The 13,180-nt window shown below is 64.8% G+C and carries 8 protein-coding genes; 3 read left to right on the top strand and 5 right to left on the bottom strand.

The window, feature by feature from the left end:
* Positions 1-4: 4 nt before the first annotated feature.
* The 5 genes from HB634_RS14105 to HB634_RS14085 all read right to left on the bottom strand — a co-directional run bounded on the left by HB634_RS14105 (position 5) and on the right by HB634_RS14085 (position 8,251).
* Positions 5-1,693 carry an alpha/beta hydrolase gene (locus HB634_RS14105; RefSeq protein WP_213949002.1) on the bottom strand — a complete coding sequence of 563 codons (1,689 nt, stop codon included), beginning with the start codon at positions 1,691-1,693 and terminating at the stop codon, positions 5-7.
* Positions 1,690-3,387, bottom strand: a complete 1,698-nt coding sequence (locus tag HB634_RS14100; protein ID WP_213949001.1) for an alpha/beta fold hydrolase — start codon at positions 3,385-3,387, stop codon at positions 1,690-1,692. Before HB634_RS14100 ends, HB634_RS14105 begins: the two co-directional genes overlap by 4 nt.
* Positions 3,388-3,466: 79 nt before the next feature.
* Positions 3,467-5,152 carry an alpha/beta fold hydrolase gene (locus HB634_RS14095; RefSeq protein ID WP_213949000.1) on the bottom strand — a complete coding sequence of 562 codons (1,686 nt, stop codon included), beginning with the start codon at positions 5,150-5,152 and terminating at the stop codon, positions 3,467-3,469.
* 141 nt (positions 5,153-5,293) lie between these two features.
* Positions 5,294-6,070, bottom strand: a complete 777-nt coding sequence (locus HB634_RS14090; protein ID WP_213948999.1) for a 3-hydroxybutyrate dehydrogenase — start codon at positions 6,068-6,070, stop codon at positions 5,294-5,296.
* Between the two features lie 3 nt (positions 6,071-6,073).
* Positions 6,074-8,251, bottom strand: a complete 2,178-nt coding sequence (locus HB634_RS14085) for a glycoside hydrolase family 3 N-terminal domain-containing protein (protein ID WP_213949132.1) — start codon at positions 8,249-8,251, stop codon at positions 6,074-6,076.
* A gap of 418 nt (positions 8,252-8,669) precedes the next feature.
* Here HB634_RS14085 and HB634_RS14080 point away from each other — a divergent pair, with 418 nt between their 5' ends.
* The 3 genes from HB634_RS14080 to HB634_RS14070 are packed head-to-tail and all read left to right on the top strand — an operon-like array spanning position 8,670 to position 13,170.
* Positions 8,670-9,401 (top strand): ABC transporter ATP-binding protein, encoded by a 732-nt coding sequence (locus tag HB634_RS14080; RefSeq protein ID WP_063570653.1) that lies wholly within the window; start codon positions 8,670-8,672, stop codon positions 9,399-9,401.
* Positions 9,398-11,797, top strand: coding sequence for an FtsX-like permease family protein (locus HB634_RS14075; RefSeq protein WP_213948998.1), 2,400 nt, complete (start codon positions 9,398-9,400; stop codon positions 11,795-11,797). Before HB634_RS14080 ends, HB634_RS14075 begins: the two co-directional genes overlap by 4 nt.
* Positions 11,794-13,170 (top strand): sigma-54 dependent transcriptional regulator, encoded by a 1,377-nt coding sequence (locus tag HB634_RS14070; RefSeq protein WP_063570645.1) that lies wholly within the window; start codon positions 11,794-11,796, stop codon positions 13,168-13,170. Before HB634_RS14075 ends, HB634_RS14070 begins: the two co-directional genes overlap by 4 nt.
* Positions 13,171-13,180 lie beyond the last annotated feature (10 nt).

Raw genomic sequence — 13,180 nt, 5'->3', positions numbered from 1 at the left:
AGCGTTAGCTCGTTCGAAGGCGACGCACGAGTTCATCGCGGACGACGCCTTCGTCCAGAGGTGTTTCGACGCCACGGGCATGCCGCGACGGCGGCGTCGGCACGAACTCGCAGCCGGATAGGCGTTGCCGCGGTAGCTCTCCTTCGAGGAGGAAGCGACCGACGGCTCGCTCGACGCAGGGCGTGGCCGAGCTGCCGAATACCCCGTGCCCAGTCATGCCACGTGCAAGCACCAGGTAAGCATTCGGCGAAGCGTTGAAGGCACGAATCGCCCCCGTCAGCGGCGTCGCTGGGTCGAACTCCGCTTGAACCATGAGCATGGGCGGCGCCTTGGCGAGGCCCGCCAATGAAGGGCGCGACCGCGGGGCCGTGGGCCAGTACAGGCACGTCAGACCGACGGTGACAGGAACGCCGTTGGAAGCCGGATACCTGGCCCCGATGTTGTTGGCCATCCCACGCAACGACGTCAGGTTTTTCTGCCATGGCGTATCGCCACAAACGACCGCGTGATAGACCGAGAAGTCGACCAGGCGCTCGGCCTCGGAATCGAAAGCCAGGCCCTGCTCGGCCGTCGCAGCAAATCTGATCGCGGCACGACGGATATCGTTATCCACGGCGCTATCGCGGCTGAAACGGTGGCCTTTCATGCGCGCGAGAAGATGAGCCTGCGTGCCTTTCCCGTCAGCCAGAATCCAGTCGGCCATCGTCAATGCGGCAACCAGCTCCTCGGGGGTGTCGATCGTCGACGCCCAGGCTTCGTGTGCCCGATGAGGCATGTTGCGAAAACGCGCCATGACCTCGTCGGCATCGCTGCCGACGCCATAAAGTGCCGGCGCGGCAAGGGCAGGGCGCAATGCGGTTCGCGCAAACGACGACTGGCGCTCGTAAGGATCGTCCGCCAGCTGGTCTTCGAAGGTGCCGGCATGATTCATCGCCGAGTCGAGAACGATGCGGCCCGCATGGTCGGGGTACGCGGAGGCGTAGAACGCGCCGACCCACGTGCCGTACGAGATGCCGACAAAGTTCAGTACGTTCTCGTGCAGGGCAAGTCGAGCCTGTTCCATATCCCGAACGTGCTGAAGGGTTCCCACATGCGGATGGAGTGGGTCCGCAGCGCAACCTGCGGCATAGGCTTTTGCATCCTTCGCGAAGCCGTCCCAGTTCCAGTCGGCGAGGTCGACCGTGGGGTCGTGTCCATCGCTCGCCTCGGGATGACGACAGGTGAAGCGCGTACCACCGCGTAACCCGCGGGGAATGACGGCGATCAGGTCGTAACGGTCGGTCAGGCGTCGCTTGTCGCCATCGAGTGGGTGGTCGAGGGAGCGGGTCGACCACAAGTAGCCAAAGCCCGGCAGGAAATCCAGGGGATTGCCACCGGGTCCGCCGAAGTTGAAGAAGATCGAGCCTTCGCGGCGCGCGGGATCGCCGGCCCTTAATCGTACGAGGCCCACGGTGAGTGACCCGAGCGCGGGGGTGTCCGCATCGAGCCACGCCAGCATGGTCCCGCACTCGAGGCGCGCGCCAAGCGCGGCGATCCACCCCGCTTCGAGAAGCTCCGGCGTGCACGCCCGCCAGGTGATCGCTGTCGTGGTGGCCGTTGCGCGGAGGTCGATGGGAAAGATGAAGCAAACTGCGGCGAAAGAGGCGCACAGAAGTGCGTTTGCGTACGACCGACGTGCGAGCGCTAGGTTCACAGATGGGTCCCTCCCACGGGGATCAAGGTGGAACGCATGCCCGAAAGTTCCACGCGAAGTGCAGCGGCGCGTCCCGGATGTGTGAATCCGCGTTCGGGACCACCATGTGCTGCCGGAGTTGCTGCGCAACGGTATTTGCGTCCCGCCGGCAGGATGCCGGTGAGCAGGTAGCGACCGACGGTATCCTCAATGCACGCGGAATCCGTGAAGCCAAAGACGCCATGCTCGTCGATACCTTCAGCCACGAGAAGGTGAGTCGTGGCACTGCGCTCGAACGCGGCGTTGGCACTCTCGAGCGGTGTCGTCGGGTCCAATGCGGCGTGGACCATGAGGATGTCGCCGGCAGCACTCATGCGGCTCAGCGGAGGACGCATGGCCCGCGATCCTCCCCAGTACACGCAGTGGTATTGCAGCCCCAGCCCGTTCACGGTGGGAAGGGCCCGGGCGAGCGTCGCAATCCTGGCTTGATGATGAGCGGTATCACCGTTGTAAGGCATGTCATTGCACATGACAGCCGAGAACACGGAGTCGACCGCGTCGAGCGCAAACGGTTCGGGCTGATGTGTCCCCGGAAAGAGCCGCCATGGCTGGTCTATGACCGCGTTGCGTATCGCCGTGTCGACGGCGTCCTCATGATGGAATCGATAGGCCTGCGCACGCGCGATGAGCGTTTCAATGCTGATGTCAGGCTCGACGCGCAGCCAGTCCGACACGATCAGCGCCCCAAGGAGATCCTCGGGCGTTTTCCAGAATCCGCCCCAGGCCTGCCGGACCCGAAAGGTAAGGCCCTCGACCTGGGCGACAACCGTCGCGACATCCGCTCCGAGTCGATAGCGATCAGTGTCATTTGCAGCGGGTTCGCCGACAAGGCGATCGAATCTTGCCTGCGATGCCTCCTTGCTGCGGGTGACGTTGGTATCCCAATCGGCCGTCCAGTCCATGCTGGAATCGAGCACCATGCGTCCCACTCGTTCGGGGAAGGTGGCCGCATACCAGCTGCCGAGCCACGCGCCGTAGGAAAAACCCAGGTAGTGCAGTCGCGGTTCACCCAATGACTGGCGCGCGACCTCCATGTCATACGCCGTCTGCTCGGTATTGATGAACCGATGGAGCGGATTGGCGCGACACGCGGCAGCGGTCGCACGCATGTAGCTTTCCATCCGCTGGACATTCGCCGGCGAAGAATCGGCGACGATGTCGTTGTAGTCGGTCGACTGGGCGTCGGATGTACACGTAAAGCGAGTGCCGCCTTCGAGCCCGCGTGGAACGACGCCGATCAGGTCGAATTGCGCGGAGAGATGTTTCTTCGTCCCGTGCACGGGGTGTTCGGCATACGCGTCGTCCCAGTACTGTGCCAATGATGGCAGGTAGTGCATCGGGGTTTCGCCCGGCCCGCCCGGGTTGAAGAAGATGGCACCCTGCCGATGCGCCGGATCGCTCGCGGCGACGCGGATGAGGGCGACGTCTATATTTCCGGCCTGGGGATGATGATCCAGCGGAACGGACATCGTGCCGCAGCGCAAGCGCTCACCCAGCCGAAAGGCGCTTGCTCGTACGAGCGTCGGCGAGCATGGAGCCCACGTGATCGTCGTGGCTTGCAACGCGGGGAGCTGCCAGTTCGGTGTTTCCTGTGCGGAACTCGTGCCGTGACATAGCAACATGCCCCACATGGCCAGGGTGACTTGCTTCTTCATAAGGGCAGCGCCTTGTAAGGGCCGCCTACGTTAGGAGGCGGCGCACTCCGTCGGCATCAGCGCACGCACCGGATCAGTGTCAGAATTCGTCGTGATCCGCTGGCACGAGCGGCCCCTCCATGGGCGTGGGTTCGGTCGCAGTCTGGGATGGCCCGCCCGGCATTGCATCGACGGGATTATCGAACACCTCGTTGCACGCGAACGCGCGCGATCGTGTGGCCGGCAGGTCACCGGTGAGCAGGTAGCGTGACGCCGTTCGCTCGATGCATGGGGACGTCGTGAAGTTGAACACGCCGTGCAGGCTCGAGTTACGCACGAGTAGCATCCGCGCGTTGGCGAAGGCATGGAGCACGTGACTGGCGCCTGCCAGCGGCGTGGACGTGTCTTTCTCGGACTGGATCAGAAGGAATGGCGATGCGCTTCCCAGTACGGTGAGATTCGGCTGGCGAGCACCAGGGCCGCCCCAGCGCGAGCATGTGAGCTCCTCCATCGTTGCGTCACCCGTGAAGTTGAAATACCGCGCGGCATAACGTCGCGCGGATTCGCGTATCTCGGCTTCACTCCGCGGCCACGCAACGTCGTTGCAGCCCATGAGGATGCGCACGACGCCGCCGTCCGGTTCCGTGTCCGTGGAGGGATCCGTGGCAGACGCGGAATACAGCGTGCGAGCCAGCTGGCCGGCTTCCCAGCGCAGGCGTCTGTCCAGCGCCTGGTCGTTGCTGAAGATGGTGCGGCCAATGAAGCGCGTCATGGCCTCCAGGGTCGGCGGATCGCCGCTGGCCATCCACTCCACCAGCTTCAGGGCGGCAGCGAGGCGTACCGGCGTATCGAGGCGTCCCGCCCAGGCCTCACGGGCACGCGCTGGAAAGTCGTCGATGGCTGAGGCGACCGTGTCGCGGCTTGTGCCCAGTCCGAAACGGGTGGGGTCACGCAGCACCGGCGCGACGACGTCCTCGCTGAAGGCGCGCTGCTGCGCCGCCAGGGCCATAAGCGCGGCGGCGCGGTACCCGTGCATGAGATCCATGGTCGAATCCAGGAGCAAGCGGCCGGTGTGCGTCGGATACATGGATGCATACCAGGCACCCACCATGCCGCCGTAGGAAATGCCATAGAAATGGAGACGTTCGTCGCCAAGGACGCGGCGAACCATGTCCATGTCGTGCGCGTGCTGTTCGGTGTTGATGTGGCGGGCGCCTGCTGGTGTCGAGCACGCGTCCACCGTCGCCTGGGCGCTCTCGACCACGAGTCGCCAGTTGGCATCGCCCAGATGGGTCGGCAGGAACGCATACGCCGGCGGGGCCGGCGCGTCCACGGCGCAACGGAAGCTGCCACTTCCGACGAGGCCGCGCGGAATGACGGCGATGAGATCGTAGCGGTCCGCGAGCCGCCGCTTGTCGCCTTCGTCCGGGTCGTCGGTACGCATACTCGACCAGCCTTCGCCTATCGATCGGAGCAACTTCCCCGGATGAATGCCCGGACCACCCGGATTGAAGAAAATGGCGCCTTCTCGTCCTGCCGGATCGCCCGCGCGTACCCGGATGACACCGACATCGATCTGTCGTCCGTCGGGGGTCACATGGTCAAGTGGCGCCTTCAGGTTGCCGCACTGCAGACGCGTGCCAAGTACGACGGATGTCCTGCCCACCCAGCTGTCCGGGCAAGCGCCCCACGCTATGTGCGGGGTCGGGATCGAGGTGGCGCCGCAAACGGCGGGCAGGCTGGCTAGCACGACCGCCGCGACAACGGGACGATGAGGAGAATGCATGCTTGGTGGTTCTCTCGTATCGAGGGGACCACGAAGCTACGCGCGGGGGAGCGCTGCCCATATCGGTCATCGGCGCGGTGATTTGCACCATTCGCCGAGGCGCACGTAGGGTTGTCCCGGCTCGCTGGCCGCGACCGATCGTTACTGAATGTGCCAGCCGTGCGTCACGACAAGCGACTGGCCTGTGAGCGCATTCGATTCGAAGCCCGCGAGGAAAAGTGCGGTGTCGGCGATGTCCGTGAGCGTGGTGAACTCGCCGTCCACCGTGTCACGCAGCATGACGTTACGCACGACGTCGTCTTCGCTGATGCCAAGCTCGCGCGCCTGCTCGGGAATCTGCTTCTCGACCAACGGCGTGCGCACGAAACCCGGGCAGATCACGTTGGAGCGGATGTTGTCCTTTGCGCCTTCCTTTGCGATTACCCGCGCAAGACCCAGCAGTCCATGTTTCGCCGCCACGTAAGGCGCCTTGAACTTCGACGCCACATGCGAATGCGCCGAGCCCATCAGGATGATCGAGCCACCGCGCCCGGACGCGATCATCTGACGCATGGCGGCGCGGGACGTGAGGAAGGCGCCATCCATGTGGATGGCGAGCATGCGCTTCCAGTCCGCGAACGGAAAATCCACCAGCGGCGAGATGATCTGCACACCGGCGTTGCTGACCAGAATGTCGACGGGGCCGAGTTCGCGCCCGATGCGCGCGAAGCCTTCGTCCACCTGCGTCTCGTCCGTCACATCCATGGCAAGTGTGACGGCACCGTGCCCCATCGCCGCGGCGGCTTCGCTCGCCCTGTCGACCGCGATATCGGCGACGACCACCCGCGCGCCGGCGCGCGCATAGGCTTCGGCAATCGCGCGGCCAATGCCGCTCGCTGCGCCGGTGACGAGAGCGACTTTGCCCGTCAGGTCGTGCATGTTTCAGGGCCTCCCAAGGACGAAGGTCGCTGCGTCACCCTGCGCGGACGATCCGGCGATCCACACCTGGAAGTCGCCCGGTTCGGCTTCGAACGTCTTGCCGTCACGGTGCGTGAATGCGAGATCCTCGCGGGTCAGTTCGAACGACACTTTGTCGGAAGTGCCCGGTGCGAGGAGGATCTTGCGAAACGCCTTCAGTTCGCGAACCGGCCGCACACGACTCGCGACGCGGTCGTGAATGTACAACTGCACGACTTCCTCGCCCGTGATGTCCCCGGTGTTGGTTACCGTCGCGCTGACCACGATGGCGTCGTTCCAGCCGACCTGCGCCTTCACTTCGGGCGCCGTGTAGGCGAACGTGGTGTAGCTGAGGCCATGGCCAAAGGGATACAACGCGTCGAAGGGTATCTCGCGATAGCGCGATTTGAACGCGGGCGGCTGCTCGGCGAGTTCCGGGCGGCCGGTGCGCAGATGGTTGTAGTAATAGGGCTGTTGGCCAGCGTCCTGCGGGAAACTGACCGGCAAGCGTCCGGCCGGGTTGTAGTCGCCGAAGACGACGTCGGCAATGGCGGGGCCGGTCTGGCTGCCGAGGAACCAGGTGACGAGGATGGCGTTGGCGTCGCGCACCGCCCCGGTGAGAGCGAGCGCACGTCCGTTCTTCAAGAGCACCACGACCGGCGTACCTGTGGCGGCGACCGCTTCGGCCAGGGCCTGCTGGGCTGGCGGTACGATGATCTGCGTGCGCGACTGGGCCTCTCCGGAATAAACCTGGGGCTCACCGATGGCGAGCAGCACGACGTCGGCTCGCTGGGCAGCCGCCACGGCGGCCTCGATACCACCCGCGATCGCGTCCTCGATGCCGCTGCCGGCGATGACCTCGAGCTCGGTGTTCATGTCCAGCGCATCGCGCAGACCAGTCTCGATGTTCACGTGACGCGTCTTGTCGCCGAAAAGGGTCCAGCAACCTTCGAGATTGTCGACGTCCGCGCCAAACGGCCCGATCAAGGCAATCTTCTGGCCGCGCTTGCGCAGCGGCAGGACGCCGTCGTTCTTCAGCATGACGATGGAACGCCGCGAGCCGTCGCGTGCCAGCGCCGCGTGCTCTGCATTCTTCGAGGTGTCGGCTTCCACGGCGGGGTCGAGGGAGCGGTAGGGATTGTCCAGCAGGCCAATCGCGTTCTTTACGCGGAGGACGCGGCGCACGCCTTCGTCCAGCACGTCCATGGGTACGTCGCCCTTCGCGACGAGGTCGGGCAGGTGAGCGGCGTAGAAACCGCTCTGCATACTCATGTCCACGCCGGCGAGGAAGGCAAGGCGCGAGGCATCGCGTTCGTCTTCCGCGAAGCCGTGGGCGATGAGTTCCATGTCGGCGGTGTAATCAGAGACGACGAAACCCTCGAAGCCCCATTCGCCGCGCAGGATATCGGTCATCAGTTCGCGATTGGCGGAGGCTGGCACGCCGTTGATATCGTTGAACGCGCTCATGAACGTCAGCGCGCCAGCTTCGAGAGCCGCCTTGAAGGGTGGGAGGTGAACGTCACGCAGCGTCTGCGGCGCGATCTCCACCGAGTTGTATTCCATGCCGCCGGCCACGGCGCCATAGGCGGCGAAGTGCTTCGGGGTGGCGAGCAGCGAGTCGTCGGCCGTGAGGTCGGTGCCCTGGAAGCCGCGCACGCGCGCCGCGGCGAACGCAGAACCCAACACCACGTCTTCACCGGCGCCCTCGGCCACGCGCCCCCAACGCTGGTCGCGCGCGATGTCGACCGCCGGCGCGTAGGTCCAGTGAATGCCTGCGGCGGTGGCTTCGACCGCCGTCGCGCGTGCGGTGCGCTCGGCGAGGTCCGGCTCGAAAGTGGACGCTTCGCCCAGCGGGATAGGGAAAACAGTGCGCATGCCGTGGATCACGTCGGCGCCGAGCAACAAGGGAATGCCCAGCCGGCTCTCTTCCACGGCTACTCGCTGCGCCTCGCGACCCTCCGTCGCGCCGACGCCGTTGAACAACGCGCCCACGCGCCCGGCGCGCACCTGCTCGAGTACCTCGGCGGCACCACGGGCGTTGGCCTCGGGATTGATATCGGGTGCGAACGGGCGCACGGCATCGGCAAACACGCCCAACTGGCCGACCTTCTCTTCGACGGTCATGCGGGCGATCAGGTCTTCGATGCGGGGGTCACGGATCATGGTGGTCTTGCCCTGGGAACGGTCGGCGCGCGTTCCGGCGCCGTAAGCGGGCAAGGATACCGGCATCGGCACCCCGAGTGGGCACGTAAATAGCGTTACATGTAAACGATTACATCGTTGGGGCACAAAGCATTCGTCGTGGCCGAATTGACCGTCTTCGGCCGCCTCGCGTTTCGGCGAATCCCTTGGGTCGCCTCACGGCAGCGGCTGCCCGGCAGACCGGCATCGTCTAGTTAACGTAAGTCGTAACGTAGATGCGGAAAACGATTGAGTGGAAAGCGCTGATCACAAAGCGTTTCCGGCAAAAGATAGCGACGCGATCCACGAGAGCTTGAGTGCCGGGTCACAATCCATCGACGGGGGTCAATGGGGCGAGGTGGCTACGGTGCAATCGGCTCGCGCTCCCGCGGTGATCGAGATGCGAGGCATCGGCAAGGTCTTCGACATCGGCGCGATGGAAGTCCACGTCCTCAGCGACATCCATCTCGATATTCGTCGGGGAGAGTTCGTCTCGATCGCGGGGCCTTCCGGTTGCGGGAAAACCACGCTGCTGTCCCTGATGGGTGTCCTCGACATACCCACCTACGGGACATTTCGCTTTCTGGGACAGTCGATGTCCGGTCTGGGCAGGCGTGCCCGGGCGCGCCTGCGGAACCAGCACATCGGCTTCGTTTTTCAGGCTTTCAACCTGATCGGCGACATGACGGTCGCCGAGAACGTCGAATTGCCGCTGTCGTTTCGCGATGGCATGAGTCGCCGCGAGCGCGCGGATCGCGCAGCCAGCGCGTTGGCCGATGTCGGCATGGCGCACCGCATGCGCCACTATCCCGACCAGCTTTCCGGGGGACAGCAGCAGCGTGTGGCCGTGGCCCGGGCGCTCGCTGGCGAGCCGTCCATCCTCCTTGCCGACGAGCCAACGGGCAATCTCGACCTGCGCAATGGTGAGACTGTGATGGCACTTCTCAGCCGTCTGCACGCGTCGGGTCGGACCATCTGCATGGTCACGCACGACGAGCGGTTCAGAGGGGTGGCGGACCGCACGATACGGTTGCTGGACGGCTGTGTCATCGATGAGACGACGTTTCGTCAGCGACAGCGTGAGGCCGAAGCGGGTCTGGACGAGCGCCGCAGCACGGAGTCGTTTCCATGAACGTGCCACTGAATGCCCTGGATCGCACCTGGCGGGCACTCTGGCGCCCGCGCGGGTTCCTGCCGCTAGCGGCGTTGACCCTGGGGATCGGCCTGGCTGCCTTCACCAGTGCCCTGACCATGGTCGAATCCCTTCTGACCTCGCCGCCATTCCCCTACCACGACCGCGTCGTCATCTACGGCGAGGCAGGACGCGACCCCGTTGGCCTTGCGGCTTCGCCGAAGGCATACGACGCCATTGGCCGGCCCCCGGGCGTACTTTCGACCGGCGCCGCACATATGGCTGAATCGGTGAATGTTCGTGTGGGTATCCGGCAGGCTCTCGCGCGTGCTCAGCGCGTCGATGCCGGATTCCTACCCACCCTGGGTGTCAGGTCGGTACTGCCGGATGATTCGTCGATCACCGCCGAAAGCAGCGTCATGCTTTCGCACGCGTTCTGGTTGAGCTGGCTCGCCGGTGATACGGGTGTGGTGGGGCGCGGCATCGCGGTAAACGGAGCGGTAATGACGGTGCGCGGTGTACTTCCGCCGGACTACCGCCTGTTCGCCGACATGGACCTGCTCCTTCCGCTTCCGTCGATGCACCTGTCCGGCGACAGTGCGGCGAACCTCGTCGCCATCGCACGGCTTGCTCCCGGCGTATCCGGCGACAGCGTTGCACGATGGCTGCAGGCGCAGACACCGACCCTCCCGTATGGAACGATGCCGCTCGATACCGTCCTGACCAGCAAGGCCAGGCCCGCTGTGCTCACCTTCTTCATGTGTTCATTGTTGGTCCTTGCCATTGCCGGGGTGAATCTGTCCAACCTCCTCTTGTCGCGCGCACTGCGGCGCACGCATGAGACCTGCCTTGCGATAGCCTTCGGCGGACTGGGGTGGCGGCCCAGGCTTCCACTGATCGCGGATGTCGCCGCCATCAGTGTGGGTGGACTGGTCGTGGGACTGCCGCTCGCACATGCCATCGTGACGGCGGTGCGTTCTTTTGTCCCTCCGTCCTGGCTCATCTCGTCGCTGCCGATCGATCTGGACTTACCGGTTTGCCTTGCGACGGTAGTCGCGGCTATCTCTTCGACGACCGCCGCCGCGATACCCGCCGCGATGCACGCCAGCCCGGAACGGGTCTTGCGTGCGCAGTTCACACTGGGAGGAACATCGCCGGGTCCGGCCCGGCGTGCCCGGCACCTGATCGTGCTGATCCAGACGGCACTCGCGACGATGCTGCTGGTCCTGGGTGTGGCGACCGTGACCCGGATGTGGCGCGTGATACAGATACCCCTCGGTTTTCAGGCGGAAGGGGCGAGCTTCGTCGAAATCAGCCCGGACAGCCTGCAGTTCCCTACGCTTGCCAGCGTGGTCCGTGCCGGCGAAGCGCTGCGAATCGGCGCCCTGCGACTGCCAGGCGTCGACGCGGTGGGGTTGACCACCCTGCTTCCGGTGGGCACCGGATTTTTCAGACCGTTTCGGTCGCCGAATGGAGAAATCTCTTACCTTCGGTACGTCATGGTTTCCCCCGGCGCGATGGACTCGATGGGAATCGACCGGGCAGCAGGCCGGGACATCGACGCGGACGACCGGGCCACAGCCCCGCACGTGGCCATGGTCAACCAGGCGTATGTCGACCAGATCGATCGACGCGGCATCGGCGCCTCGGTGATGCCCGCTTCGCAACTCGGTACAACCCGGGCACTTCGCATCGTGGGGGTCGTGGCGGATACGCGAGCTGCCGGCGCGGAGCGATCAACGGAGCCCACGATCTACGTGCCGTTTGCCCAGGTCGACCCGGGTACCTATGCCTTCATCAGACGCTTCGTATCGACATTCGTCGTCGTTCGCGGTCCGGGTAGCAAGCCCGTGGACGCTCAGGTCTTGCAGACGATGGTCGAACGAGCCGCACCGGGTCTGGTAGCGGGGCCGCTGCAACCCCTTCAACGACTCGTTCGCGACGCGACCGCGGAGACGCGACGTAACGCCGCCCTGGCTGCAGCCTTCTCTGGCATGGCGCTGTCCCTCGCCTGCATCGGTCTCTATGCGGTGCAAACGCTGGACGTGATCAGCCGCCGACGTGACATCGCCCTTCGCGACGCACTGGGGGCGACGCCTCTGGACCTGTTTGGCCATGCCGTTTCACGCGGCATGGCCATGGCCATGCCTGGTGTCGCGCTAGGTTTGGTCGCTTCCGTCGTCATGGGGCAGGCATTTCGGCATTCGGCGCTCGAGACCGGCGGGATCGACGCCAGCGTGGCTGCCGCCGTCGCCCTGATGATGATTTTCGCGGCGCTTTGCGCCGTGGCTTTGCCGTCGCTACGCGCCTCCACCCTTCGATCCGTCACCATACTTCGCGGCGAGCTGACGATATCGCCTCGGGGGTCCCGCCGAGAGAGGAGCTTCCGGTCATGACCATGCTCTGCGCGCCCCCACTCCCCGTGCTTATCGTCGACGACCAGGCCGACGTACTGGTTTCACTACGCCTGCTTTTCCGCTCCGCGGACATTCCGTCTGTGGAAGTCACTTCACCTGCGGCGGCCCTTGACGCGGTATCGCGCGTCGAATTCTCCTGTGCCGTCCTTGACCTCAACTACACCGCCGACACAACGTCCGGTCGGGAAGGCATGGAACTGATCGCCCGCCTCCGCGAAGAAGTACCCGATCTCCCGCTCGTGGCGATGACCGCCTGGGGCAGCGTCGATCTTGCCGTCCATGCCATGCGGCTTGGCGCAGCAGACTTCATCGAGAAGCCCTGGATCAACGAACGAGTCGTCCATACCGTGCGCAGCCAGATCGCGTTGCGCACGATTCGCGAGGAGAACCGACGCCTTCGTGCCGAGAACGCGCTGGGCAGGGAGATGACCGACGTGTGGCGGGCATGGGAGTCGACGGCGATGCGCGAGGTGATGAAGCTGGCATCCCGTATCGCTCCGGGCGACTCGAATGTCCTTGTCCTCGGCGAGAATGGGACGGGGAAATCCCTATTGGCCCGCGAGATTCACACCATGTCGTCGCGCGCGGAAGGACCCGTGATCCGCGTCGATATGGGTAGCCTCCCCGAATCCCGCTTCGTCGACGAAATGTTCGGCGACGATGATCCGAGGCCGCGGCCCGGGCGCTTCGAGTTGGCCTGTGGGGGCAGCCTGATCATGGAGGAGATCGGCAATATACCGATGAGCCAGCAGGTGAAGCTGCTGCGGGTGCTCGAAGAAGGTGAACTGGAGCATTCCGGGTCGGCTCGCACGCACCGGGTGAATGTGCGGGTGATCTCTGTCACCAACGCCGACCTGGGCGAGGCGGTTCGTGCCGATCGATTCCGACGCGATCTCCTCTATCGTCTCAACGCGATGCAGATACGTCTGCCCCCGTTGCGCGAACGATTCGAAGACATCGTTCCGCTGGCCCGACACTTCCTCCTGCGCGAATGTCGCCGTCGCCAGCGGGACTGCATGTTCATGGCGCCGTCGGCTGAACGTCTCTTGCGCACCTACGACTGGCCGGGAAATGTCCGCGAGTTGGAGCATGCGGTGGAGCGGGCAGTCTTACTGGCCGATCGCGATGAGATCGATGTGGAGGGCCTGAATCTGAGTAAGCAGACGGGATCGCCTCTGTTGCTGGACCGACTCACACTTCCCGAAGCCGAAGATATGCTCATACGGCAGGCTATGGATCGCAACGATCACAACCTTCAGCGTGCCGCCGATGCACTGGGCATTTCACGACAGTCGTTGTATCGCCGCCTCGACAAGCGCCGTCTCCGAAGCAGCTTCGAGCCTGTGGACTGAGAGGCCGACA

Source organism: Luteibacter sp. dw_328, assembly GCF_018449605.1.
Taxonomy (GTDB): Bacteria; Pseudomonadota; Gammaproteobacteria; order Xanthomonadales; family Rhodanobacteraceae; genus Luteibacter.
Note: the sequence above shows the minus strand (reverse complement) of the source record. Positions and strands in the feature narration are given on the sequence as shown.

Coding starts and splice junctions, on each gene's coding strand:
- HB634_RS14100 (WP_213949001.1), bottom strand. CDS start 3,387: ATGAAGAAGCAAGTCACCCTGGCCATGTGGGGCATGTTGCTATGTCAC.
- HB634_RS14095 (WP_213949000.1), bottom strand. CDS start 5,152: ATGCATTCTCCTCATCGTCCCGTTGTCGCGGCGGTCGTGCTAGCCAGC.
- HB634_RS14090 (WP_213948999.1), bottom strand. CDS start 6,070: ATGCACGACCTGACGGGCAAAGTCGCTCTCGTCACCGGCGCAGCGAGC.
- HB634_RS14085 (WP_213949132.1), bottom strand. CDS start 8,251: ATGATCCGTGACCCCCGCATCGAAGACCTGATCGCCCGCATGACCGTC.
- HB634_RS14080 (WP_063570653.1), top strand. CDS start 8,670: ATGCGAGGCATCGGCAAGGTCTTCGACATCGGCGCGATGGAAGTCCAC.
- HB634_RS14075 (WP_213948998.1), top strand. CDS start 9,398: ATGAACGTGCCACTGAATGCCCTGGATCGCACCTGGCGGGCACTCTGG.
- HB634_RS14070 (WP_063570645.1), top strand. CDS start 11,794: ATGACCATGCTCTGCGCGCCCCCACTCCCCGTGCTTATCGTCGACGAC.